The following is a 25242-nucleotide window of genomic DNA, read 5'->3' on the forward strand; positions in this document are numbered from 1 at the left end:
TGGGAAGGACAGGCAGTTGTCCGAGAGGGACTGCAGGTGCCCGCGAGGACCCGCTCGCCTTGTCCTGCGCTCATCAAAAAACGTGGACGTAGCGCAAGTTCATCCGGAAGTCCTCGCGGAAGCCGTTGTCGACCGCCAGGTCGCGCCCCAGCTGGAGCTGCACCTGGTCGGTGGCGGTGAGAAAGGTCGTGGCGGTGACGCGGAAATTGGTGGTTTTCGTGCGGTCGTCCTGGGCGACCCCAGCGATCCGGTTTTCACCGCCCCAGTTATGGCCGACGCCGAGCCCGAAGTTGGTGCGCGCATCGAACTGATAGCGGCCCATGAGCTGGACGGCATAGGACGTGTCCTGCTCGCGCCGCACGCCTGAAGAGCCGTAGTCGTCGTTGTCGCCGTACCAGATGGCGTCCGCGACCAGATCCATCGCCCACTTGTCGTTGAAGTGCTTGACGTAGGCGGCCTGGAGATCGAGCTTCCAGCGGTTCTCGCCAAGGTTGAGCGCGTCGTCGCGGTCATAGCTGCCCGTGGGGGCGTAGAGATAGGGCGTGATGGCGAGGATGTCGCGCGCCGGGTTGAGCCGCCAACGCAGCGGCGCGGCGAAGATGAGGTCACCGGTGCCATTGGTACTGCCCAAGGTCGCGACATCGCCGCTGGCGTCGAGATGGCCGAAAGGCAACAGCACCTGCGGATCCAGGGTGACGGTATCGCTCAGTCCGAGAACATGGACCAGACGCAGGATGCCGATGTCCGAGGTCAGTCGGGCGTCGGACTGGACCTGGTGACCCTTGGCATAGAGGCGGTCGGTGGTCGCATGTTGGTAATAGAGCACGCCCAGATTGGTACCGGCTGGGAGCTGTTCGTAGTCGCCGGGTGCCACCTCGAGCGCTTGGGCTTGGTTGGCGAGCAGCAGCGCCAGAGGCGCATAGCGGAGCGTCTTCATGGTGGAAGGTCCTTTTCGGTGAGAGGGTTGGCGTCAGGATGGGCTTCAGGCCGATAGGGGACGCGCGTCGCGCAGCATTCCCGTGGCGGGGTGGCAGTTGATGTACTCGAACTGCTGGCTGTTGCCGTCCGCGACCGACACCTCGTGGTACAGCCGCAGCTTGGAGAGGCCACCGATCACCCGGAAGAAGGTGGTGAAGATGCGCAGGTGCGTCGGATGGGACTCTGCCCAGCGCTCCAGCTTGTCCAGCGAGTGCCAGTGGCCGATGTCGTAGGCGATGTCCAGCAGATTGCCGTCCAGATCGATGTTGCGGACGAATCTGTTGCTGTAGCAGCCGAGTGCCTGGCCTTCATCGCGCAGGAAATCCATGCCCGCCTGCAGCGGCGGCAGCAGCTCATTGAAGTAGATGTCGCGCTCTTCCTGGCCGGCCTCGACCCAATCCTGGCCAGAGCGGATCAGCGTCAGGTTGTCGTGGCCGCGGATCACCACCCGTCCGCCCTGCTGGGGATCGCCGGAGATCACCTGGAGCTCGGCGTCGGGCTGCATCCAACTGGTCTGGGAGACCGGAAAGCGATCCCGCGCCGAGCCCCAATAGCCGTGTTCCTGGATATCACCGCTGATGCCATCCATCAGGGCGCCGACCCCGGGCAGATCCTCCGTGAAGGCATACAGCGTCTCGAACTGCTCGGCTCGCGGCGCTATCACCTCGCGGAAATACCCCAGGTCTTCCTGCAGGCGGGCGTCGGCCGCCCACCAGTCGGCGACCTCAGGCGAACGCAGCCAGCGACAGTAGGCGGCGGGATCACGCCAATAACCCACCACGATGAAGTTGCCGTAGCCCTGGGCATCTTCGTGATAGGTGAGATCGTGATTGCCGGGCCCGTCGGCGGCCGCGAAGCTGGCCACCAGGGTACGGAGTGCCTGCAAGGCCGCAGCACGCCGTTCCTGGCGGAACTGCACGCCTAAGTAGGCCATGACGACTTGAGTCAGGTCCTCGCCTGCGCGGGCGACGAACATGGGGTAGGGCGGCTCGTACTCGTCATGCACGCGACGACTCAAGGTACGGGGGCATTGCAGGTGCTTGGCGATGGCGGATTCCATGGTGAACTCCTCGAAACGCGGCTGGATAGGCTGTTACCAGCGAACCCTGGTTCGGCTTCTCAGCCGCAGCACCAGGTGCTGCCAGGCCGTTACGATCAGTAGCGCCATGGCTTCTTCGGCCACCAGCTCGCCGGGATGAGCACTGGCCCATTCGGCGGTTGAAAGAGGGGGAGCAGTGCTGATCATCTCGATACCTGCGGGTCTAGGTTTCGCTGGTAGCCAAGGTAAGGCGCAGCCGTCTGGACCGGCTTGTTTCAGCCGGACAGGTGCTTGACTGGGAGGGACAGCAGGAGCGATCCGCCGCGGTTTGCACCAAAGCGGAACCGGCGGGCGTGGCCGCTGCCTGCCTTGGGTGCAGCGTCGGCAAGCGGCGGATGGGCGAGAGCTAGGTAGCGATAGCCACCTGGCGGCCTTCAGGCCGTGCGGGTGGCGTGCCGAGGCAATGGCGCTAAGCCGTCTAGGCCGGGGATGGCATGGTTGTTGCCGTCTTCGTTGCCCGATGGGGTCGGTCACAATGAGGATGAGCAGCATGAGCAGCACGCGCTACTCCACCCTGGTCGTTTCTGCGGAACGGCGCTTCGAGTACTGGAAAGAAGTGGTCTGCCGGCATTGCATTCCGGCATCCAGCCGGCATGAGTCCGGACTGGACTTCGACGCCCGACTCCAGGTAACGCCGCTGGGTTTGCTGGACGTCTGCACGCTGTCCGCGCCACTGCACCACTGGCGCCGTACTGCCAACCACCTGCGGACCGGGCCCGACGACGATCTCTGGCTCGGCTTCAGCCAAGGCGGTCATGGGCAATTGGAGCAGGGCGGACGGCAGGCGGTCTTGGCGCCGAATCGCCTGTTTCTCTACGACGCCGATCAGGCCTTCGATTTCAGCCTCGGCGGCGACAACCGCCTGGTGCGCATTCCGCGCTACCTGCTCAGTACCCGGTTACCGGGTGTGGAGCGGCTTACCGCCACGGTGCTCGACGAAGCCCGGCCTGGCATCGTGCCGCTGCGGGAAATGCTGCGTCAGGCCGCCGATGGCTCGCCGGCGCTGGAAGACGAAACCTACGCCCTGCGCTTCTCCCAGACCCTGCTCGACCTGCTGGTGCTGAGTCTCGAACTGCAGGGCTCGGAGCGGGCCGTGGCTGAGCGGGATCTCTATCCCCGGCTGATGAACCATGTCCTGAGACATCTTAGCGATCCGCAACTGAATCTGGAGAGCGTCGCCCAGGCGCACCACGTCTCGACTCGCACCGTGACCCGGGCCTTTGCCCGTCATCAGAAAACCCTGATGAGCGTGATTCTCCAGGAGCGGCTCCTGGCCAGCCGCCAGGCCATGGAGCAGGGCCGTTGCCGTAGCGTGTCCCAGGCAGCGCTGGATTTCGGCTTTTCCGATTTCTCGCATTATAGCCGCGCCTTTCGCAAAGCCTTTGGGGTCGCGCCCCACTCGCTGCTACAGCGGCACTGACGCACCCTCGCGCTCAGCCGCCTGCTTGCCCGGCCGGTAGGCCAGGTGATAACCCAGGCCGACGAACACCGCGCCGCCGACCAGATTGCCGAGGAACACCGCGCCGAGATTGGGCAGCAGCTGCGCCCACTCCAGTGTCCCGGCGAAGACGGCGGCCGGCAGGATGAACATGTTCGCCACCACGTGCTGGAAGCCGATGGCGACGAAGGCCATGATCGGGAACCACATCGCCAGGATCTTGCCGGTCACGTCCTTACCGGCGAAGGCCAGCCAGACGGCGAGGCATACCAGCCAGTTGCAGCCCACCCCGGAAATGAACGCCTGCATGAAGCTGGCGGCTGTCTTCGCCTGGGCGATGGCGGTGGTCTTGGCCAGGAAGGCGCCTTCGGTGAGCCCCAGCAGGTGTCCGAAGCAGTAGGCCACCGCCAGCGCGCCGAGCAGATTGGCCAGGGTCACCCAGAAGAAGTTGCGCAGGACCGCCAGCAGGCGGATGCGCCGGGCGAACCAGGCCATGGGCAGCAGCAACATATTGCCGGTGAGCAATTCGCCGCCGGCCAGCACGGTGAGAATCAGACCCAGCGGAAACACCATCGCCCCGAGCAGGGCGCTCAGCGAGCCCCAACTGCCGGGCAGGGTGCCTATGACATGGATGTCCAACAGGAAACCCAGGGCAATGAAGGCGCCGGCGAGAAAACCCAGCACCAGCAGATTACCAATGGACAGCCGACTCTTGGCGACGCCTGCCTGCACGGCGAGAAGCGCGATTTCCTTGGGAGTATTCAGAGACATGGTGACTCGGGGGAGGGGAACGACGCGCGGACTGTAAGAAGGTTGTAACAGCAGTCACAAGGTGGCGTTGGCTATAGAGGTCATAGGCTGATGCTATGACATACCTACCCCTGCCGCTGGTCGGCGCGCACGCAAATTTCGTGACTCCGCCGCTTTGCGCGGCGTAGGTTTGCGGCCACAATCTCGAAACTACTTTAAGTTCGCTTGCGCTGCGGCTCTGGCCGGGGCGCTGGATTCACTCGTCCTCCGGCTCGCCGATGGGAAACTTTGCATGAAGCTGATCAAATCCACCACCCTTATCCTCTGCATGGGCGTATCCGCCTGCAGTTCCTTCCAAGGTCATGGCGACCAGGCTGCTACGCCTGCCAAGCCCGCTAACGCCCAAGCCAGCAACGCTGCCAGCGGCAGCCACTGGTGGTGGCCCTTCGGCGGTAGCGAGAAGCCTGCCGAGCCGGTCAAGCCGGTAGCCAAGGCCGAACCCAAGGTCACGGCCAAGGCGCCAGCCGCCAAGCCCGAGCAGGCCGCGGCGGCCGACACCAAGGGTGGCCACTGGTGGTGGCCGTTCGGCGGCGATGACGTCAAGCCCGTCGCCCAGGCGGAAGCCCTTAAGCCGGTACCGGTCAAGGTCAGCAAGGCCTGGCTGGATGAGCACGAGCAGAAACTGCGCGTCGCCGTGGCTGGCAGCAACGTCAGGGTCGAGCGTCGTGACGACGCCCTGGTACTGGTGACCCCGGTGGACGGCTCCTTCAACCCGGATCGCGCCGAGCTGCTGCTGCCGGCGATGCTCGGCCCGCTGTCGCGCTCCGCCAAGTCGGTCAGCACCGACGACGACAGCGCCGTCATCGTGCTCGGCTTCAGCGACAGCACCGGCGCCGCGGCGCTCAACGACAAGATCAGCCTGCAGCGTGCGCAAGCCGTGGCAGCGATCTTCCGCCTCAGCGGCTACAGCGGCAATCGCCTGATCGTGCGTGGCCTGGCCGCTGCCCATCCGCGTGCCGACAACGCCACCGCGGCCGGTCGCGCTGCCAATCGTCGCGTCGAGGTGCTGATCCAACCGCGCGCTACCGTATTGGCCAGCCTGCAGTCCCTGGCCGCACGCTAGTTCGGCAAAGCTTGTCCTGAAGCAGGCGACCGGGGCGGGACTTGGTTAAGCTAGGTCGATAACGATCCAGCAGGAGACCCACCATGTCACCGTCCCTCGCCGATATGCGTCGCGACTACACCCGCGACGGCCTGACCGAAGCTCAGGCGCCCACCGATCCCTATGCACTCTTCGGCCAGTGGTTCGAAGAGGCGGTGCGCACCGAGCAACCTCCCGTCGAAGCCAATGCCTGTTGGCTCGCCACCGTCGATGCCGAGGGGCAGCCCCACTGTCGCGTGCTGCTGCTCAAGGGCGTCGATGCCCAGGGCTTCGTCTTCTATACCAACTACGACAGCGCCAAGGGCCAGCAAATGGCCGCCCAGCCGCGCGCGGCCATGACCTTCTTCTGGCCGGCGCTGGAGCGTCAGGTACGTATCGAAGGGACGGTGGAACAGGTGTCCGGCGAAGAGTCCGACGCCTACTATCGCGTACGTCCCCTGGGCAGTCGGCTGGGCGCCTGGGCCTCGCCCCAGAGCCAGCCCATCGCCGATCGCCATGAGCTGGAGCAGCGTCTAGCCGCCGTGCACGAGCGCTTCGCCGATGGTGAGCCGAGTCGTCCTCCGTTCTGGGGTGGCTATCGCCTCAAGCCCCGGCGCATCGAGTTCTGGCAAGGGCGCTCCAGTCGCCTGCATGATCGGCTGGACTACCAGTGGGTCGAGGGCGCTTGGCAGCGCCAGCGCCTGGCACCTTAAGGGATTCGCAAGGTAGCGTCTTTACAGTCGCCGGAAACCTCCCCAGGTACTCTGGGTCAAGGGTAATGGCGATCCGCATCCTAGGGCCTGCCCAGTGCGATCCAGTGTCTTTCAACTGCCTTCGGAGTAGCGCTATGAAAAGAATCTTCCAACTCGCCGCCTCGCTGACCGCCGTCGCTCTGTTGGCCGGTTGCGTCTCCAATCAGTCCGGCGATGTCTATTCGCGCGCTGAGGCCAGGCAGGTTCAAACGGTCCGCACCGGTACTATCACCGCCTTACGTCCGGTGACTATCGAAGGCACCCAGTCGCCCATTGGCGCTGGTGCAGGCGCCGTCGTCGGCGGGATCGGCGGCAGTGCCATCGGCGGCGGTCGTGGCAGCTTCGTCACCGCCATCATCGGTGCGGTGGCTGGCGGTCTGCTGGGCGCGGCGACCGAGGAAGGCTTCACCAAGGCCAACGGCGTGGAGATCACCGTGAAGGAAGACGATGGCAGCACCCGCGCCTACGTCCAGGCGGTGAGCAAGGGTGAGATGTTCCGCGTCGGCGAACGCGTGCGCATCCTGACCGTCGACGGCACCAGCCGCGTCGCGCCCAACTGATCTTCAGGGCGTATTCACCACACAGATACGTCCACACCCTTCCAGAACGGGCGGCCGAATCGCTAGACTGCGAATCGGACGCCCGTTTGCGTTTTCGTCCGTAAATAGTTGTCGCCTGGGCGCAATGCCGCCCTAATGGCTCGTCCTACAATCCCCTTCAGTGACCGCCGTGATCGGCAGGAGTACCCCGATGTCCGCTGCTCAACCCAATGTGCAACGCGCCGCCTTCGACGAGGTGATGGTTCCGACCTACGCCCCTGCCGCGTTCATCCCGGTGCGAGGAGAGGGCTCCCGCGTCTGGGACCAGGCCGACCGCGAATACGTCGACTTTGCCGGCGGCATCGCCGTCAGTGCCCTGGGGCATGGACATCCTGCGCTTATCAATGCCCTGACCGAGCAGGCCGGCAAGCTCTGGCACGTCTCCAACATCTACACCAACGAGCCCGCCCTGCGCCTGGCGCGCAAGTTGGTGGACCACACCTTCGCCGACCGGGTGTTCTTCGCCAACTCCGGTGCCGAGGCGAACGAGGCGGCCTGCAAGCTGGCCCGCCGCTATGGCCACGATGTGAGTGGCGGCAGCCGCTACGAGATCGTCGCTGCCACCAACAGCTTCCACGGCCGTACCCTGTTCACCGTCAGCGTGGGTGGTCAGCCCAAGTATTCCGATGGCTTCGGTCCCAAGATCGAAGGCATCCGCCATGTGCCCTACAACGACCTGGCGGCCCTCGAAGCCGTGGTGTCGGACAAGACCTGCGCGGTCATCCTCGAGCCCATCCAGGGCGAGGGTGGCGTGCTGCCGGCCGACCAGGCCTACCTCGAAGGCGCCCGTCGCCTGTGCGACACCCATGGCGCCCTGTTGATCTTCGACGAGGTACAGAGTGGCGTGGGCCGTAGCGGTCACCTCTACGCCTATCAGCACTACGGCGTGGTGCCGGACATCCTCACCACCGCCAAGAGCATCGGCGGCGGCTTCCCGCTGGCGGCCATGCTGACCACCGACAAACTCGCCAAGCATTTCAGCGCCGGCGTACACGGCAGCACCTATGGTGGCAACCCGCTGGGTTGCGCCGTCGGCGCCGCGCTGCTGGACATCGTCGCCGCGCCCGAGACCCTGGGCGGCGTCGCTGCCCGGCACCAACGCTTCGTCGCGGGCCTGGAGCGTCTCAACGCCCGCTACGGTCTGTTCGAGCAGGTCCGCGGCATGGGCCTGCTGATCGGCGCGGTACTCAACGACAGCTGGAAGGGTCGCGCCAAGGACATCGTCACCGCCGCCAACGAGGAGGGCCTGATGATCCTGCAAGCCGGTCCGGACGTGCTGCGTATCGCGCCGAGCCTGATCATTCCCGAGGCCGATATCGACGAAGGTCTGGTGCGCCTGGATCGCGCCCTGGCGCGCCTCACGCAAGGCTAATCTCCGGACGCGGGACGCGTACCGCTCGCATCCAGGGATGGATCCGTACACAAGGAGTTCTCATGCTGGTAATGCGCCCTGCGCGCGCGGCGGACCTACCTTTGGTCCAGCGGCTCGCCGCAGATAGCCCGGTCGGCGTCACCTCGCTGCCCGACAACCCCGAGCGCCTGCGCGACAAGATCCGCGCCTCGGAGTCGTCGCTGGCGGCCGAGGTGGGCTTCCACGGCGAGGAGAGCTATTTCTTCGTGCTCGAAGACACTGCCAGCGGCGAGCTGCTGGGGTGTTCGGCCATCGTCGCCTCGGCCGGTTTTTCCGAGCCCTTCTACAGCTTTCGCAACGAGACCTTCATCCACGCCTCGCGCGAGCTGAAGATCCATAACAAGGTGCATGTGCTGTCGCTCTGTCACGACCTGACCGGCAACAGCCTCCTGAGCAGCTTCTATGTCCAGCGACCGCTGCTGGATACCCCCCACGCCGAACTCAACTCCCGTGCCCGGCTGCTGTTCATGGCCGCCCATCCGGAGCGGTTCGCCGAGTCGGTGGTGGTGGAGATCGTCGGTCTGTCGGACGACGCCGGCGAATCGCCGTTCTGGAACGGGGTAGGGCGCAACTTCTTCGACCTGGACTACGCCGCGGCCGAGCGCCTGTCCGGGCAGAAGAGCCGCACCTTCCTCGCCGAATTGATGCCGACCTATCCGCTCTATGTCCCCCTGCTGCCGGACAACGCCCAGGAGGCCATGGGCCAGGTGCATCCGCGGGCCCAGATCACCTTCGACATCCTCAGTCGCGAAGGCTTCGAGACCGACAACTACATCGACATCTTCGATGGCGGCCCGACCCTGCACGCCCGTACTACCGCCATCCGTTCCATTGCCGAGAGTCGTCTGGCGCCAGTCAGCGAAGGCGAGCCGGCCGCTGACGATGCGCCATGGTTCCTCATCGCCAACGACGGCCTGGAGAACTTCCGGGCGCTGGCCACGCCGCTGCGCTGGGCACCCGGCGAGACCCTTGCCCTTTCCGCCGAGCAGATCGCCGCCCTGGAAATCGCCGAAGGCGATCGGGTCCGTCTGGTAGCGCTGTAGCCGATCCTAGCGTCTTTGGAGGTCCGATGATCGTCCGTCCCATCACCCGTGCCGATGTGCCCGCGCTGCTGCAATTGGCGCAAGCGGCCGGCGCCGGCCTCACCACGCTGCCCGCCAGCGAAGAGCGTCTGCTGCAGCGGGTGGAAAATGCCGAGCGCAGCTTCCTGCAGCAGGCCCAGCCCGCCGATGCGGATTATCTCTTCGCCCTGGAAGACGACGGCGAGGTCATCGGCATCGCCGGCATCGCCGCTGCCCTGGGCCTGCGCGAGCCTTGGTACAACTACCGCGTCGGACTGACGGTGAGCGCCTCGCGCGAGCTGGACATCCACCGGCAGATTCCCACGCTGTTCCTCGCCAACGACATGACCGGCAGCTCCGAACTCTGCTCACTGTTCCTGCGCGCCGATCGCCGTGGCGGGGCTGCGGGGCGCCTGCTGTCCAAGTCGCGCTTCCTGTTCATCGCCGAATTCCGCGAGTTGTTCGCCGAGCGCCTCATCGCCGAGCTGCGTGGCATGTCCGATAGCAACGGCCAGTCGCCCTTCTGGGAAGGCCTGGGCCGGCACTTCTTCAAGATGGAATTCTCCCAGGCGGATTACCTCACCGGCATCGGCAACCGCGGCTTCATCGCCGAGCTGATGCCGCGCTTCCCGCTCTACACCTGCTTCCTCACCCCCGAGGCGCGCCAGGTGATCGGCCGGGTACACCCGGACACCGAGGCCGCGCGCCGGCTGTTGGAGGCCGAGGGGTTCAATTACCAGGGCTACGTCGACATCTTCGATGCCGGCCCTACCTTGGAAGCTGAGACCGCCAAGGTCAGAGCGATCCGCGACAGCCAGCGTCTGGTGCTGGCCGTGGGCACGCCGGGCGATGATGCCGAGGTCTACCTGGTCCATAACCGCAAGTGCCAGGACTGCCGCATCACCAGCGCCCGCGCCCGGCTGGCCGCGGGCACCCTGGTGGTGGACCTGGCCACTGCCCGCGAGTTGCGGCTGATGGCCGGCGCCCAGGTCCGTGCCGTGCGGCTGATGCCCTGAGGAGACCCTATGGACAGCCTGTACATTGCTGGACAATGGCGCCCCGGCCAGGGCGCAGCCTTTTCCTCGGTCGACCCCTATGAGGGCGTCACGCTCTGGCAGGGCGCGGCGGCCGACGCGGCGGATGTCGATCAGGCCATAGCGGCGGCACGCCAGGCCTTTCCCGCCTGGGAAAGACGCGGCCAGGCCGCGCGACTGGAAATCCTCCAGGCCTTCGCCCAGGTGCTGCAGCAGCGTCGCCCCGAGCTGACCCGCGCGCTCGCCGAGGAAACCGGCAAGCCGCTCTGGGAAGCCGATACCGAGATCGGCAGCATGATCGCCAAGGTGGCCATCTCCGCCCAGGCGGAGGAGGCCCGTAGCGGCGAGCGATCAGCCGCCATGGGCGATGCCCGCAGCGTGACGCGCCATCGCCCGCACGGGGTACTGGCGGTATTCGGTCCCTACAACTTCCCCGGCCATCTGCCCAATGGCCATATCGTGCCGGCGCTGCTGGCCGGCAATACGGTGGTGTTCAAGCCCAGCGAGCTGACGCCGCGCTTCGCCGCCCTGACCCTGGACTGCTGGATCGCCGCCGAGCTGCCGGCCGGAGTGCTCAATCTCGTCCAGGGCGGCCGCACCACTGGCGAAGCCCTAGCGGGCCACGCCGGCCTGGACGGCATCCTCTTCACCGGTTCCAGTGCCACGGGCGCCGCCCTGCATCGGCTCAACGCGGAGCGTCCCCAGCGGCTGCTGGCGCTGGAGATGGGCGGCAACAATCCGCTGGTGGTGGCGCCGGTAGCCGATCTCGATGCGGCCGTGCTGACCATCGTCCAGTCCGCTTTTCTTTCCGCCGGGCAGCGCTGCACCTGCGCCCGGCGCCTGCTCGTGCCCCAGGGTGCCTGGGGCGATGCGCTACTTGCGCGCCTGGTCACGGTCAGCGCCGGGCTCAGGGTCGGGCGCTTCGACGCCGAGCCGGCCCCCTTCATGGGCACGGTCATCTCCCTGGCGACCGCCGAGGCCCTGCTGCGCACCCAGGCCCAGCGCCTGGCGCAGGGTGGGCGGGCGCTGCTGGAGATGCGTCAGCCGGAAGCGGGTCGCGCGCTGCTCACGCCGGGGATCCTAGAGGTATCGGAAATCGCTGAGCTGCCCGATGAAGAGGTCTTCGGTCCGCTGTTGCAGGTCCAGCGCTATGACGACTTCGACGATGCCCTGGCACTGGCCAACGCCACCCGTTTCGGCCTGGCAGCCGGGCTGCTGGCCGACGATCCGGCCACCTACGAAAGGTTCTGGCTGGGCGTACGCGCCGGCATCGTCAACTGGAACCGTCCTCTTACCGGTGCGGCCAGCGCGGCACCCTTCGGCGGTGTCGGGGCCTCCGGCAACCATCGGCCCAGCGCCTACTACGCGGCGGATTATTGCGCCTTTCCAGTCGCCTCGTTGGAAAGTGAAACCCTGCGTCTGCCCGCCCAACTGCCTCCAGGACTATCGCTATGAGTCACGTCGCCCCCGCTGCTCGGGAGGTCAACTTCGACGGCCTGGTCGGCCCGACCCACAATTATGCCGGGCTGTCCTACGGCAACGTCGCCTCCCAGGCCAGCAAGCAGCAGCGCTCCAATCCGCGTGAGGCCGCGCGGCAGGGCCTGGCCAAGATGCAGGCGCTGATGGAGCTGGGCTTCGAGCAGGGCGTCTTGGCGCCTCACGAGCGGCCCGACATCGCCTCGCTGCGGCGCCTGGGTTTCGCCGGCAGCGATGCCCAGGTACTGGAAAGCGCCGCTCGCGAAGCCCTGCCGCTGCTGCTCTCGGCCAGTTCGGCCTCGGCTATGTGGACGGCGAATGCCGCCACCGTCAGCCCCAGCGCCGACACCCGCGACGGCCGGGTGCACTTCACCCCCGCCAACCTAGCCTGCAAATTCCATCGCAGCCTTGAGCCCAGCACTACGGCGCGCATCCTCCAGGCCATGTTTCGCGATCCTGCGCATTTCCAGCACCACGTACCGCTACCCTCGGTAGCCCAGTTCGGTGACGAAGGCGCGGCCAACCACACGAGATTCAGCCGCGATCACGGCGCCCCGGGCGTGGAATTCTTCGTCTTCGGTCGCAGTGCCTTCGATCCGCGCTATCCCGAACCCCATCGCTACCCGGCGCGGCAGACCCTGGAGGCTTCCCAGGCCATCGCCCGGCTGCATGGGCTGAGCGAGGAGGGGGTAGTCTTCGCCCAGCAGAATCCGGCGGTGGTGGACCAGGGCGTCTTCCATAACGACGTCATCTCGGTGGGCAATGCCCAGGTGCTGTTCCATCACGAGGATGCCTTCCTCGACAGCGATCGGGTGCTGGACGAACTGGAACTCAAGCTCGGACAGCGGGGCGGCCGGTTGCAGCGTCTCTGCGTGCGCCGCAGCGAGATCAGCGTCGGTGATGCCGTACGCTCCTACCTGTTCAATAGCCAGCTGCTGGATCGTCCGGGGCAGGGCGCCCTCTTGGTGGTGCCCGACGAATGCCGACAGAACGCCGCGGTCTGGGACTACCTGCAAGCCCAGGTGAGCGGCCAGGGGCCGCTGGGCGAGGTCAAGGTCTTCGATCTCAAGCAGAGCATGCAGAACGGCGGTGGGCCGGCCTGCCTGCGCCTGCGCGTTGCGCTCAAGGCCGACGAGCTGGCTGCGGTTAATCCAGCGGTACGCTTCACACCGGCGCTGCATGCCCAGTTGCTGGACTGGGTGGATCGCCACTACCGTGATCGCCTGGAGCCGGCCGATCTCGCCGATCCGCAATTGCTGGGTGAGGTCCGTACCGCGCTGGACGAACTGACCCAGTTGCTGGGCCTCGGCTCGGTTTACCCCTTTCAACTTTCCTGACGCCCGGAGTCTCCATGAGCGACCGCCTCGACCTCATCCTCGAATCCAACGCCGACCAGCAACAGGAGGTCCAGGTCCAGCGCCTAGCTATACGCCTGGCTGGCCGCGACCTCTGGCTGGAGGCCGATGGTGTGGGTGGTCTGAATATCTTCGCCGACTCCCAGGACGACGAAGAGCAGACGCCGGTGCTGGTATTACGGCCTCAGGCCCTGAATGCCCTCGGTCTGACCATCGCCCTGGAGACCTTCGCCGACGACGGCGATGAGAATCATGTGCATGACGCCGATTGCGGTTGCGGCCACGATCATTGAGTATCTAGCCCCGACACGTCGCTCAGTGGAGTAGAGCATGGCTGCATCTGAACGTTATCGGTTGGCGCTTGGCCGCCTGCTGGACCTGACCCTGGCCGGCCGTGAGCCGACCGAGAAGATTCAATTGACCGCCGACGGTACCCGTCTCCATTGGCTCGCCGAGGGGGTGTTGGAAGTCACCCCGCCGGTCGCGCGCGACAACCAGATGGACCTGCTGCTCTCGGCCGGCATCCATGGCAATGAAACCGCGCCCATGGAGTTGCTCGACGAACTGCTCGGCGGCATCGCCAGCGGCGCCCTGCGTCCTGCCAGCCGCCTGCTGTTCCTGTACGGCAACCCCGACGCCATGCGCCGCGGGACCCGCTATATCGAGCAGGACCTGAATCGCCTGTTCAATGGGCGCCATGCCCAGGCCGAAGGCCCCGAGGCCCAGCGCGCCAACGATCTCGAGCGGCTGTCCGCGCAGTTCTTCAGCAAGCCGGATCGCGCCCGCCTGCATTACGACCTGCACACCGCCCTGCGCGCCTCGGCGCTGCCGCGCTTCGCCCTCTATCCCTGGAGTGCCGGTCGCCAGCATTCCGAAGCCGAGCTGCAGCGCCTCGAAGCCGCCGGGATCGAAGCCGTACTGCTCTATGACAAACCAGGCATCACCTTCAGCGCCTATACCTATGCCGAATGCCAGGCCGAGGCCCTGACCCTGGAGCTGGGCCAGGCGCGACCCTTCGGCGAGAATAGCGAACTCGATCTGAGTCGCCTGCGCCTGATGCTCGAAGCCCTGATCGAGGGCCGTGAAGCCGAGTTGCCGCCGCCCGAGTCGTCGCTGCTGAGATTCCGCGTGGCGCGCCAGGTCTTCAAGTCCAGTTCGCGTTTCCAGCTGCACCTGGCGGATGACGTGGCCAACTTCTCGCCGCTGCGGCAGGGTTCACTGCTGGCCGAGGACGGTAGCGAGCGCTGGATCGTCGACGAGGCCGAGGCGCGCATCATCTTCCCCAATCCCAAGGTGGCCGTGGGGCTGCGGGCCGGGCTCATCGTAGTCCCGGCATGAGAGGCAACTCGTGATCGATCTGCGCAGCGACACCGTCACCCGTCCCACCCAGGCGATGCGCCAGGCCATGCTGGACGCCGAGGTCGGGGACGACGTCTATGGCGAAGATCCCACCGTCAGCCGTCTGGAACAACGGCTCGCCGGCGATCTCGGGCTGGCGGCCGGGCTCTTCGTGCCCAGCGGTACCATGAGCAATCTGCTCGGTCTGCTGGCGCACTGCGAGCGCGGCGACGAATACCTGGTCGGGCAGCAGGCCCATACCTACAAGTACGAGGGCGGTGGTGCCGCCGTGCTCGGCTCGATCCAGCCGCAGCCCATCGAGATGGAGGCCGACGGCAGCCTGGATCTCGAGCGGGTACGCAGCTACATCAAGGCCGACGATTTCCACTTCGCCCGCACCCGCCTGCTGGCGTTGGAAAACACCATGCACGGCAAGGTGCTGCCGCTCGACTATCTCGCCGCGGCGCGGGTCTTCACCCGCGAGCACGATCTGGCGCTGCACCTCGATGGCGCGCGGCTGTACAACGCCGTGGTCAAGCTCGGTGTCCCGGTGCGCGAGATCACCCGGCATTTCGATTCGGTGTCGGTTTGCCTGTCCAAGGGCCTCGGCGCTCCGGTCGGCTCGGTGCTCTGCGGTGATGCCGCGCTCATCGCCAAGGCGCGTCGCTGGCGCAAGGTGGTCGGCGGTGGCATGCGCCAGGCCGGCATGCTGGCGGCGGCAGGGCTGCATGCGCTGGATAACCACGTCGAGCGGCTGGCCGAAGACCATCGCCATGCCGCGCAGTTGGGAGCCGCCTTGACCGAACTAGGCTTCCAGGTGGAGCCGGTGCAGACCAACATGGTCTACCTCGCCATGGGCGACGAAGCCCCCGCTCTGCAGGCCTTCCTGGCCGAGCACGGCATCCGCATCAGTCCGGCGCCACGCCTGCGGCTGGTCACCCATCTGGACGTCAGTGCGGCCGATATCGACGCGGTGATCGCCGCGTTCGCCGCCTACCGCCGCCGTTAGGCCTGCCGACGGCGTTTTTTCCTGCGCAACCGGGCGACAGCTGGGCGCGGGCGTCGATATACTCCCGAACATGCGTGTCCGTTTTCCGCACGTGCCGCGTCTGCGGCGCCCGCTCCGTTCGTCTCGTCTGCGATCCAGTCGGATGCCCGTCACGCGCGTCGAAAAGCCCATTGTCTGGAATGAATATGAAAAGCGCCGAAATCCGTGAAGCCTTCCTCCGCTTCTTCGAAGAGAAGGGGCACACCCGGGTCGCCTCCAGTTCGCTGATCCCCGCGAACGACCCCACTCTGTTGTTCACCAATGCCGGGATGAACCAGTTCAAGGACTGCTTCCTCGGCATGGAAAAGCGCAGCTACACCCGCGCCGCCACCAGCCAGAAGTGCGTCCGCGCCGGCGGCAAGCACAACGACCTGGAGAACGTCGGCTACACGGCGCGTCACCACACCTTCTTCGAGATGCTGGGCAACTTCAGCTTCGGCGACTACTTCAAGCGCGATGCCATCCACTTCGCCTGGGAATTCCTCACCTCGCCGCAGTGGCTGGGTCTGCCCCGGGAAAAACTCTGGGTCACCGTCTATGCCACCGACGACGAGGCCTACGACATCTGGACCAAGGAAGTCGGGGTGCCGGCCGCGCAGATGGTGCGTATCGGCGACAACAAGGGCGCGCCCTACGCCTCGGACAACTTCTGGACCATGGGCGACACCGGTCCCTGCGGTCCCTGCACCGAGATCTTCTTCGACCACGGTCCCGAGATCTGGGGTGGCCCGCCTGGTTCGCCGGAAGAAGACGGTGATCGCTACATCGAGATCTGGAACAACGTCTTCATGCAGTTCAACCGTACCGCCGATGGCGTCCTGCATCCGCTGCCGGCGCCCAGCGTCGACACCGGCATGGGCCTGGAGCGGGTGAGCGCCGTGCTGCAGCACGTGCACTCGAACTACGAGATCGACCTGTTCCAGAATCTGCTGGCGGCCTCCGCCGAGGCCATCGGCTGCGCCAACGACGAGGCTCCGTCGCTCAAGGTAGTGGCCGACCACATCCGCTCCTGCAGCTTCCTGATCGCCGACGGTGTGCTGCCGTCCAACGAAGGCCGTGGCTACGTGCTGCGCCGCATCATTCGTCGCGCCTGCCGCCACGGCAACAAGCTGGGCGCCAAGGGCACCTTCTTCCACAAGATCGTCGCCGCCCTGGTGGCCGAGATGGGCCAGGCCTATCCCGAGCTGGTCCAGCAGCAGGCACACATCGAACGCGTGCTGCGCACCGAGGAAGAACAATTCGCCAAGACCCTGGAGCAGGGCCTGAAGATCCTCGAGCAGGATCTGGCGCAACTCCAGGGCGACACCATTCCCGGTGACGTGGTGTTCAAGCTCTACGACACCTACGGCTTCCCGGTGGACCTGACCAACGACATCGCCCGCGAGCGCAACCTCACCCTCGACGAGGAAGGTTTCGAGCGCGAGATGGAGGCCCAGCGCGAGCGTGCCCGTTCCGCCAGCGCCTTCGGCGTGGACTACAACAGCCTGGTCAAGGTCGAGGGCGAGACCCGCTTCCTCGGCTACGACACCACCAGCGCCTCGGGCACCATCGTCGCCCTGTATCGCGCCGGTCAGCCGGTGGACAGCCTGGCCGAAGGCGAGGAGGGCGTGGTCATCCTCGACCAGACGCCGTTCTACGGCGAGTCCGGTGGCCAGGTGGGCGATACCGGTACCCTGGAGAGCGCCGGCGTCAGCTTCGCCGTGCGCGACACCACCAAGACCCAGGGTGCCTTCCTGCACCACGGCGTGGTGACCAAGGGCAGCCTCAACGTCGGCACCGCCCTGCTGGCCCAGGTCGACGCCGGTCGTCGTCAGGGCATCGCCTTGAACCACTCCGGGACCCACCTGCTGCACGCTGCGCTGCGTCAGGTGCTGGGTGACCACGTCCACCAGAAGGGCTCCCTGGTCAACGACCAGCGTCTGAGATTCGACTTCAGCCACTTCGAGGCCATCAAGCCCGAGGAGCTCAAGCGCATCGAGGCCATCGTCAACGAAGAAATCCGCAAGAACAGCGCCGTGACCACCGAAGTTATGGCCATCGACGAAGCCAAGGCCCGGGGCGCCATGGCGCTGTTCGGTGAGAAGTACGGCGACGTGGTGCGCGTGGTCGGCATGGGCGGTGAATTCTCCGTCGAGCTGTGCGGCGGCACCCATGTGGCCCAGACCGGCGACATCGGCTTGCTCAAGCTGGTCAGCGAAGGCGGCGTGGCCTCCGGCGTACGCCGCGTGGAAGCCATCACCGGCACCGCGGCCCTGGCCTACCTGAACGGCGCCGAGGAGCAACTGCGCGAAGCCGCCAGCCTGCTCAAGGGCAGCCGCGACAACGTGCTGGACAAGCTGGCCGCGCTGGTCGAGCGCAATCGCCAGCTGGAAAAGGAAATCGAGCAGCTCAAGGCCAAGGCCGCCAGTGCCTCCGCCGGTGACCTGGTCAACCAGGCGGTGGACATCAAGGGCGCCAAGGTCCTCACCGCGCGCCTGGACGGTCTCGATGGCAAGGCCTTGCTGGCCCTGGTCGACCAACTCAAGAACAAGCTGGGCAGCGGCATCATCCTGCTGGGTGGCGAAGCCGAGGGCAAGGTGGTACTGGTGGCTGGCGTCACCGCCGACCTGACCGCCAAGCTCAAGGCCGGCGAGCTGATGAAGCGCGCCGCAGCCGTGGTCGGTGGCAAGGGCGGCGGTCGCCCCGACATGGCTCAGGGCGGCGGCACCGATGCCAGCCAGCTCGAAGCGGCCCTGGCCTGTGCCGGTCAGTACGCCGAGGAAGTCCTTTAACGCCTGCAAGGCGAGGTCGGGTCGCCGGGGAGGGCGGCCCGACACCTCATCCAACAATGTAAATCAGATTTTTCTGCGGACGGGCAGCAAGCAATGGCATTGATCGTACAGAAATTCGGCGGTACCTCCGTGGGTACGGTAGAGCGTATCGAACAGGTCGCCGAGAAGGTGAAACGCTTCCACGAAGCGGGTGACGAGATCGTGGTGGTGGTATCGGCCATGAGTGGCGAGACCAATCGCCTGATCGGCCTCGCCAAGCAGATCATGGAACAACCCGATCCGCGCGAGCTGGACGTCATGGTCTCCACCGGCGAGCAGGTCACCATCGGCCTGCTGGCCATGGCGCTGCTCAAGCGTGGTGTGCAGGCGGTGTCCTACACCGGCAGTCAGGTGCGCATCCTCACCGACAGCGCCCACACCAAGGCGCGTATCCAGCAGATCGACGACGCCCGTATCCGGGCCGACCTCAAGGCCCGCAAGGTCGTGGTCGTGGCCGGCTTCCAGGGCGTCGACGAGCAGGGCAACATCACCACCCTGGGCCGCGGTGGCTCCGACACCACCGGCGTGGCCCTGGCGGCCGCGCTGAAGGCCGACGAGTGCCAGATCTACACCGACGTCGACGGCGTCTACACCACCGATCCGCGCGTTGTGCCCCAGGCGCAGCGCCTGGACAAGATCACCTTCGAGGAGATGCTGGAAATGGCCAGCCTCGGCTCCAAGGTACTGCAGATCCGCTCGGTGGAGTTCGCCGGCAAGTACAACGTGCCGCTGCGTGTGCTGCACAGCTTCCAGGAGGGTCCGGGTACCCTCATTACCCTTGATGAAGAGGAATCCATGGAACAGCCGATCATCTCCGGCATCGCCTTCAACCGTGACGAAGCCAAGCTCACCATTCGCGGTGTGCCGGATACCCCCGGCGTGGCCTTCAAGATCCTCGGCCCGATCAGCGCCGCCAACATCGAAGTCGACATGATCGTGCAGAACGTGGCGCACGATAACACCACCGACTTCACCTTCACCGTGCATCGTAACGACTACCAGAGCGCCCTGGAGATCCTCAAGCGCACCGGCGTCGAGATCGGCGCCCGTGAATCCGTGGGCGACACCAAGATCGCCAAGGTCTCCATCGTCGGCGTCGGCATGAGATCCCACGCCGGGGTGGCCAGCCAGATGTTCGAAGCCCTGGCCAAGGAGAGCATCAACATCCAGATGATCTCCACCTCCGAGATCAAGGTGTCGGTCGTCATCGAGGAGAAATACCTCGAGCTGGCCGTACGTGCGCTGCATACCGCCTTCGAGCTCGATGCACCGGCTCGCGGCGCCGAGTAATCAATGAAGCGAGGTCTCTGCCACAGGGACCTCATCTATCGCCCTGGCTGCGGAACTTTACTTGCCTGCAGACAGGTCAATAGCGACTAGAGGGTCCATTCAGGGATCGTTCCGGTTTATACATGCAGACTGAGTTAAAGCTGAAGGAGAATGGAATGCTTATTTTGACTCGTCGGGTTGGTGAGACCCTGATGGTGGGTGACGAAGTCACCGTGACGGTGCTGGGAGTCAAGGGCAACCAGGTCCGGATCGGCGTCAATGCACCCAAGGAAGTCGCGGTTCATCGCGAGGAAATCTACCAGCGCATCCAGAAGGAAAAGGACCAGGAACCAAACCACTGATTTTTTTTGAATTTTTCTCTTTGCAAACGGGCAAACCTTCGATATAGTTTCGCCCCGTTGCGGTGAGGTGGCCGAGTGGCCGAAGGCGCTCCCCTGCTAAGGGAGTACACCTCAAAAGGGTGTCGAGGGTTCGAATCCCTCCCTCACCGCCATTTGCAAGACCTGGCTCCGCTGTACTGACCTACGAAGGTAAGTACCTGATAAACAAGCAAATTTGCTTGACAGATCAGAAACGGTAGCTAGAATACGCAGCTTCAACGCACTCGTAGCTCAGCTGGATAGAGTACTCGGCTACGAACCGAGCGGTCGGAGGTTCGAATCCTCCCGAGTGCGCCAAATCGACGAAGCCTCTGGCTTCAGCAGTACCAGCGGTGTTCTGGTTAAACTCACCGAAACGCACTCGTAGCTCAGCTGGATAGAGTACTCGGCTACGAACCGAGCGGTCGGAGGTTCGAATCCTCCCGAGTGCGCCAAAAAGTGAAAAGGGCCTGCAGCGATGCAGGCCCTTTTTCGTTTGGGCCGTTTTCCTGGCTTGGAGGTGCACGATCATGCAGTGGGACAGACCCGAGCCCCATACCCTGGCGCTGGCCGTCACGGCCGAGCACATCGATGGCCTCGGCCATGCCAACAACGCGGTCTATGTCGCCTGGCTCGAACGCTGCGCCTGGCAGCACTCCAGCGCCCTGGGCCTGGACCTGGCCACCTTCCAGCGCCTGGATCGGGCCATGGCGGTAGTGCGCCACGAGATCGATTACCTGGCCAGCGCCCGCCTCGGCGACGAATTGGTGCTGGGCACCTGGCTGGTGGACTGGGATCGGCGTCTGCGCATGACCCGCCAGTTCCAGCTGCTGCGCCCGGCCGATGGCGCCACCCTGGTTCGCGCCACCACCACCTTCGCCTGCATCGAGCTCTCCAGCGGCCGCCCAAGGCGCATGCCGGCCGAATTCCTGGCTGGCTATGGTCAGGCCTTGCCCGATTAGGAAAACGCCCATGCAGATCGCTCTGGCCCCCATGGAGGGGCTCGTCGACGACATCCTTCGCGAATTGCTCACCGAGGTGGGTGGGGTGGACTGGTGTGTCAGCGAATTCATTCGCGTGTGTGACCGGCTGCTGCCGGCCAACGCCTTCACCAAGCTGGCCCCCGAGCTGGCCCGTGGCTCGCGCACTGCAGCGGGTACGCCGCTGCGTCTGCAACTGCTCGGATCCGATCCCGCCTGCCTCGCCGACAACGCCGCCTTCGCCTGTACCCTGGGCGCTCCGGTGATCGACCTCAACTTCGGCTGCCCGGCCAAGACCGTGAACAAGTCCCGCGGCGGGGCGGTGCTGCTCAAGGAGCCGGAACTGCTCAACCGCATCGTCGAGAGCGTGCGCCAGGCCGTGCCAGCGCATATTCCGGTGACCGCGAAGATGCGTTTGGGCTACGACAGCCCGAATGCGGCTCTGGCCTGTGCCGAGGCCCTGGCCGAGGGTGGCGCCGCGCAACTGGTGGTGCATGCGCGGACCAAGGTCGAGGGCTACAAACCGCCAGCGCATTGGGAATGGGTGGCGCGGGTGGCGGAGCGGGTACAGGTGCCGGTACTGGCCAATGGCGAGATCTGGTCCCTGGAGGACTACCATCGCTGCCGTAGCGTCAGCGGCCAGGCATCGGTGATGCTCGGTCGGGGTCTGGTGTCACGCCCTGACCTGGCCCGGCAGATCGCTGCCGCGACCCGTGGCGAGGCCGTACAGCCACTGGCCTGGCCGGCCATCCTGGAGTTGCTGCGCCGCTTCTGGCTGCTGGCCCGGCGCAAGTTGGCGCCGCGCTATGCGCCGGGGCGCCTCAAGCAGTGGCTGGGCATGTTGACGCGCAGCTATCCGGAGGCGGAGCTGCTGTTCGCCCAGATCCGACGCGAATCCTCCTGTGCCTTGATCGATGTTCTGCTCGGTTTCGCGCCGCTGGATGCCGTGGGCATTGATCTGGATCAAGGTGTGGAATCCAGGCTGGCCTAGGCTGGTTACCCATGGAGGCAGCAAAGGCTTGCCTCCATCTCGAGCACGCAAGGCACTTCAGGCGACCTCCGGGTCGCCTTTTTTCGTGGCTCGGGCTGGAACTTCCGGAATAGACGGGTAGCCTATGCGGGTTTGCTCAGGACCCGTAATCCTCGTGCGTCTACCCTGGACGGCTTTTCTCGCACCTTCTTCCGCCGCGCTGCAGTTCGCGTGCAAGACGCTGTTCGCGGCGGGGCTCGCGTTGTGGCTGGCCTATCGCTTCGATCTCGAACAGCCGGCCTGGGCCTGTATGACGGTGATCGTGGTGTCTCAACCGCTGTCAGGCATGGTCGTGGCCAAGGGCCTTTTTCGCTTGCTGGGGACCCTGGTCGGTACCAGCATGGCAGTGGTGCTGATGGCGCTGTTCGCGCAAACGCCCTGGCTGTTCCTCGTCGCCCTGTCCCTTTGGTTGGCCCTTTGCACTGCGGCTTCAACGCTGCTGCGTAACCATGTCGCCTATGGCTTCGTGCTGGCGGGCTATACGGCGGCCATCATCTGCCTGCCGTCGATCGCCCAACCGCTGGACGTCTTCGACCATGCCATCGCCCGCTGCACCGAGATCTGTCTGGGGCTGCTGGTCGGCTCTGCGGTGCATGCGCTGCTCTGGCCGCAGCGGGTCGAAGCGAACCTGTTCGCCGAGGCGACCAGGACCTGGCGCCAGGCGGTAACCGCCGCTCGGGCGGAGCTGGCGGGGACGGAGAATGCCGTCCAGGGCCTGTTGGCGCTGCTGGGTCAGATGGTCGCCATCGATTCGCAGCGCGACCATGCCTGGTTCGAAGGTTATCGCGGGCGCCAGCGTGCCCGCGCCTTGCGCCTGCTGTCACGGGACCTGCTCAGCGTCTTGCGCACCGCACGCGGCGCTGCCCGTCAGGTGCGCAATCTCGAAGAGTCGCAACGGCCGCTCGTACAGCCGTGGCTGGACGCGGTGCTCGCGACGCTCAACGAGCCGGACCGCGAGCAGCTGGAGGCGCTCACGTACAGACTGCGCGAGGCGGTTGCCGCTGAACCGCTGGATAGCGATCAGCGCTATCTACTGACGCGTCTGGCGATCCTGTTGGATAAGATCGCCGCCGCGCGCCAGTCGCTGGAGAGCGTCGATACCACCCGCCTTGAGGCGGCCGCGCCTTCCGCCCTGGCCCATCACCGCGACGTGCAGACGGCCTTGCTCTATGGTCTACGCAGTGCCTTGGCGCTGCTGGGGCTCGGTCTGTTCTGGATGGGCAGCGCCTGGCCGGCGGGGCCGGGCGCCATGCTCATTGCGGGTGTGGTCTGCAGCCTGTTCGCCAATCGTGACAACGCCTTCGCCGTGGGCCTGGGTTTTCTCCGGGGGATTTTCTACGCCTGTTTGGTCGCGATTCCGATCTCGCAGTTACTAATGCCGCAGGCAGATAGTTTTCCCTTGCTGTGCCTGGTACTAGGCGGACCCTTGTTCTTCGCCACCCTGGGTATGGCCGGTCCGCTGGCCGGCAGAGGGACGGCGACCGCCTTCGCGCTGTTCTTGCTATCGCTGACCGTGCCCCGTAACGAGGTCATGACCGAGCTGGATACCTTGCTCAATAAGGAACTCGGCCTGTTGATCGGTGCGGGCTGGGCGGTACTGATGTTTCGGCTGTTCACCTTGAGCGCACCACGGCGGACCACCAAACGCATCCTTGAGGCCACGCTCTATGACCTGCAGCGGCTGACGTCGCTGCCGCTGCGCAATGCCGAGCCCTGGTTCGGTGGGCGCATGGCCGACCGTCTACTGTTGCTGGCGCGCCACGTCGACCTGTTGCCATCCCACGAGCGGCATCGCTGGGCGCTGGGCTTGCTCGCCCTGGATCTGGGCAATGAACTCCTGCACCTGCGTGCCTGCCTGGCCCAGGCCAAGGGAGAGCTCAGAAGCGCGCAGGAGGCCCTTCTCGGGCGTTTCGCCGAGAGCCTGGCCGAAGGGGTGGACGGATTACAGCCGAATCGGCTGGACGACGCGGGAGAGCGCCTGCGTCACGCCCTGATCGAAGCCGCGGATGGCGAGTCCAATCGGCTGGCCTGGAGCGCGGTAGGGCAGCTCCAGCAAACCTGGCGTAGTTTCTGTCTGGAACGGGAGGCGAGCAGTGTATCTGCATGAGTGGTCGCTGGGCGGGGTCTATGTCAGTCCCCTGCTGATCTATTGCCTGTTAGCCCTGGTACCTACGGCCTTGTCGCTGTGGTTGCTGCAATGGAGTGGCCTGATGCGTTACCTCTGGCACGACACCCTGTTCGCCTGCGCCCTCTTTGTTATCTGTCTGGCCGGGATCGTCGGCCTGCTCGCCACCTGATTTAAGTATCCGCTGCAAGGAACGACGACAATGCCCAAAGCCCTGCGCGTGGCCCTGACCCTGCTGGTGGTGTTGCTGGCCGTGCTGGCCGGTACCTGGCTCTGGCACTTCTATCTCTACACGCCATGGACGCGCGATGCGCGCATCCGCGCCGACGTGGTGGTGATCGCGCCGGACGTCTCCGGCTGGGTCACGCGCCTGGCGGTACAGGACAACCAATTGGTGCACCGGGGCGACCTGCTGCTGCAGATCGATCAGGAGCGCTACCAGGCCGAGCTGGCCCACGCCCAGGCGGTGGCCGCCACACGCCAGGAGCAGTTGCGTCAGCGTGAAAGCGAGGCCGCCCGGCGCCTGCGCCTGGGCACCAGCGCCATCAGCGCCGAGGATCGCGAAACCGCCCAGGTCAACGTGGCCATCGCCCGCAGCCAATACCAGGAGGCGCTGAGCGACGTCCGCCTGGCGCAGATCAACCTGGACCGTAGCCACGTTGTGGCGCCGCGCGAAGGGCGGATCACCAATCTGCAATTCGCCCAGGGCAACTATGTGCGTAGCGGCCAGGCGGTCACGGCACTGGTCGATACCCGGTCCTTCTACGTGCTGGCCTATTTCGAGGAGACCAAGATCCCGCACATCCACCCGGGCGACGCGGTGCGGGTCCGCCTGATGAATCGTTCCGAACCCCTGAAGGGCAGGGTGGCGAGTATCAGCAGCGGCATCGCCGATCTGAATGACACGGATAATGCCCTGTTGCTGGCCAAGGTCGCGCCGACCTTCAACTGGGTGCGCCTGGCGCAACGCATTCCGGTACGCATCGAACTGCTGGAGGTGCCTTCGGAGGTACACCTGAGCGCCGGCATGACGGCCAGCGTCTCGGTGATCGATGCCGAGGGTCATCAGCCGCTGGCCGGGTGGCGACGGATCTGGGATTACTGAGCCAGCGCCGGGGCGGGTCGTTACGACTAAAGTCGTCTGGAAGCTGCACGGGGCGGGCCTAGA

24 protein-coding genes and 3 tRNA genes are annotated in these 25242 nt (G+C 65.6%); 23 read left to right on the top strand and 4 right to left on the bottom strand.

Annotated features, from left to right (window positions below):
• Positions 1–73 precede the first annotated feature (73 nt).
• From CCZ28_RS00685 to CCZ28_RS24345, 3 genes are read right to left on the bottom strand one after another with little or no spacing between them, the layout of a single operon-like run.
• Positions 74–937: a transporter gene (locus CCZ28_RS00685; RefSeq protein ID WP_140215070.1), complete on the bottom strand. Its 864-nt coding sequence runs from the start codon at positions 935–937 to the stop codon at positions 74–76.
• Between the two features lie 45 nt (positions 938–982).
• Positions 983–2038 (bottom strand): aliphatic aldoxime dehydratase, encoded by a 1056-nt coding sequence (oxdA, locus tag CCZ28_RS00690; protein WP_140215071.1) that lies wholly within the window; start codon positions 2036–2038, stop codon positions 983–985.
• Between the two features lie 33 nt (positions 2039–2071).
• Complete coding sequence (locus tag CCZ28_RS24345) at positions 2072–2224, bottom strand: hypothetical protein (protein WP_167509189.1); 153 nt, start codon at positions 2222–2224, stop codon at positions 2072–2074.
• A gap of 343 nt (positions 2225–2567) precedes the next feature.
• Between CCZ28_RS24345 and CCZ28_RS00695 the strand changes: the two genes are divergently transcribed.
• Entirely contained in the window at positions 2568–3497 is a 930-nt protein-coding gene (locus CCZ28_RS00695; RefSeq protein WP_140215072.1) for a helix-turn-helix domain-containing protein, read from the top strand.
• Here the strand turns inward: CCZ28_RS00695 and CCZ28_RS00700 are convergent.
• Positions 3483–4286 (bottom strand): formate/nitrite transporter family protein, encoded by an 804-nt coding sequence (locus CCZ28_RS00700; protein ID WP_140215073.1) that lies wholly within the window; start codon positions 4284–4286, stop codon positions 3483–3485. The two genes, CCZ28_RS00695 and CCZ28_RS00700, sit on opposite strands and share 15 nt — an antisense overlap.
• A gap of 271 nt (positions 4287–4557) precedes the next feature.
• Between CCZ28_RS00700 and CCZ28_RS00705 the strand changes: the two genes are divergently transcribed.
• The 22 genes from CCZ28_RS00705 to CCZ28_RS00810 all read left to right on the top strand — a co-directional run bounded on the left by CCZ28_RS00705 (position 4558) and on the right by CCZ28_RS00810 (position 25179).
• Positions 4558–5388: an OmpA family protein gene (locus CCZ28_RS00705; protein WP_140215074.1), complete on the top strand. Its 831-nt coding sequence runs from the start codon at positions 4558–4560 to the stop codon at positions 5386–5388.
• An 83-nt stretch (positions 5389–5471) separates the two neighbouring features.
• Entirely contained in the window at positions 5472–6119 is a 648-nt protein-coding gene (pdxH, locus tag CCZ28_RS00710; protein ID WP_140215076.1) for a pyridoxamine 5'-phosphate oxidase, read from the top strand.
• Positions 6120–6253: 134 nt separating this feature from the next.
• Positions 6254–6718: a hypothetical protein gene (locus CCZ28_RS00715; RefSeq protein WP_140215078.1), complete on the top strand. Its 465-nt coding sequence runs from the start codon at positions 6254–6256 to the stop codon at positions 6716–6718.
• Between the two features lie 190 nt (positions 6719–6908).
• Positions 6909–8129 (top strand): aspartate aminotransferase family protein, encoded by a 1221-nt coding sequence (locus tag CCZ28_RS00720; RefSeq protein ID WP_140215080.1) that lies wholly within the window; start codon positions 6909–6911, stop codon positions 8127–8129.
• 62 nt (positions 8130–8191) lie between these two features.
• Positions 8192–9211, top strand: a complete 1020-nt coding sequence (gene aruF, locus CCZ28_RS00725) for an arginine/ornithine succinyltransferase subunit alpha (RefSeq protein WP_140215082.1) — start codon at positions 8192–8194, stop codon at positions 9209–9211.
• A 26-nt stretch (positions 9212–9237) separates the two neighbouring features.
• Positions 9238–10245, top strand: coding sequence for an arginine N-succinyltransferase (gene astA, locus CCZ28_RS00730; protein WP_140215084.1), 1008 nt, complete (start codon positions 9238–9240; stop codon positions 10243–10245).
• A gap of 9 nt (positions 10246–10254) precedes the next feature.
• Entirely contained in the window at positions 10255–11718 is a 1464-nt protein-coding gene (astD, locus tag CCZ28_RS00735) for a succinylglutamate-semialdehyde dehydrogenase (protein ID WP_140215086.1), read from the top strand.
• Positions 11715–13076, top strand: coding sequence for an N-succinylarginine dihydrolase (gene astB, locus CCZ28_RS00740; protein ID WP_140215088.1), 1362 nt, complete (start codon positions 11715–11717; stop codon positions 13074–13076). Before astD ends, astB begins: the two co-directional genes overlap by 4 nt.
• Positions 13077–13090: 14 nt before the next feature.
• Positions 13091–13387, top strand: a complete 297-nt coding sequence (locus CCZ28_RS00745; protein ID WP_140215090.1) for a GTPase — start codon at positions 13091–13093, stop codon at positions 13385–13387.
• A 37-nt stretch (positions 13388–13424) separates the two neighbouring features.
• Entirely contained in the window at positions 13425–14432 is a 1008-nt protein-coding gene (gene astE, locus CCZ28_RS00750; protein WP_140215092.1) for a succinylglutamate desuccinylase, read from the top strand.
• 10 nt (positions 14433–14442) lie between these two features.
• Positions 14443–15441, top strand: a complete 999-nt coding sequence (ltaE, locus tag CCZ28_RS00755; protein ID WP_140215094.1) for a low-specificity L-threonine aldolase — start codon at positions 14443–14445, stop codon at positions 15439–15441.
• A gap of 185 nt (positions 15442–15626) precedes the next feature.
• The gene (gene alaS / locus CCZ28_RS00760; RefSeq protein ID WP_140215096.1) at positions 15627–18251 is read left to right on the top strand and encodes an alanine--tRNA ligase; all 2625 of its coding nucleotides are present in this window, start codon (positions 15627–15629) and stop codon (positions 18249–18251) included.
• A 93-nt stretch (positions 18252–18344) separates the two neighbouring features.
• Complete coding sequence (locus tag CCZ28_RS00765) at positions 18345–19580, top strand: aspartate kinase (protein WP_074529654.1); 1236 nt, start codon at positions 18345–18347, stop codon at positions 19578–19580.
• Positions 19581–19735: 155 nt separating this feature from the next.
• Positions 19736–19921: a carbon storage regulator CsrA gene (gene csrA, locus CCZ28_RS00770; RefSeq protein ID WP_007159101.1), complete on the top strand. Its 186-nt coding sequence runs from the start codon at positions 19736–19738 to the stop codon at positions 19919–19921.
• A gap of 61 nt (positions 19922–19982) precedes the next feature.
• Positions 19983–20073 (top strand) — tRNA-Ser (locus CCZ28_RS00775).
• A gap of 107 nt (positions 20074–20180) precedes the next feature.
• Positions 20181–20257, top strand: a tRNA-Arg gene (locus tag CCZ28_RS00780).
• A gap of 60 nt (positions 20258–20317) precedes the next feature.
• Positions 20318–20394: transfer RNA gene (locus CCZ28_RS00785), tRNA-Arg, on the top strand.
• A gap of 75 nt (positions 20395–20469) precedes the next feature.
• On the top strand, positions 20470–20901 hold the full coding sequence (locus tag CCZ28_RS00790; RefSeq protein WP_140215098.1) for an acyl-CoA thioesterase: 432 nt from the start codon (positions 20470–20472) through the stop codon (positions 20899–20901).
• A 10-nt stretch (positions 20902–20911) separates the two neighbouring features.
• Positions 20912–21910, top strand: coding sequence for a tRNA dihydrouridine synthase (locus CCZ28_RS00795; protein WP_140215100.1), 999 nt, complete (start codon positions 20912–20914; stop codon positions 21908–21910).
• 154 nt (positions 21911–22064) lie between these two features.
• On the top strand, positions 22065–24056 hold the full coding sequence (locus tag CCZ28_RS00800) for an FUSC family protein (RefSeq protein WP_140215102.1): 1992 nt from the start codon (positions 22065–22067) through the stop codon (positions 24054–24056).
• Entirely contained in the window at positions 24043–24246 is a 204-nt protein-coding gene (locus CCZ28_RS00805) for a DUF1656 domain-containing protein (protein WP_140215104.1), read from the top strand. The genes CCZ28_RS00800 and CCZ28_RS00805 overlap by 14 nt, the downstream gene beginning before the upstream one ends.
• A 30-nt stretch (positions 24247–24276) precedes the next feature.
• Positions 24277–25179, top strand: a complete 903-nt coding sequence (locus CCZ28_RS00810; RefSeq protein WP_140215106.1) for an efflux RND transporter periplasmic adaptor subunit — start codon at positions 24277–24279, stop codon at positions 25177–25179.
• Positions 25180–25242 lie beyond the last annotated feature (63 nt).

The sequence above is a fragment of the Pseudomonas oryzihabitans genome (genome assembly GCF_006384975.1).
GTDB lineage: Bacteria > Pseudomonadota > Gammaproteobacteria > Pseudomonadales > Pseudomonadaceae > Chryseomonas > Chryseomonas psychrotolerans_B.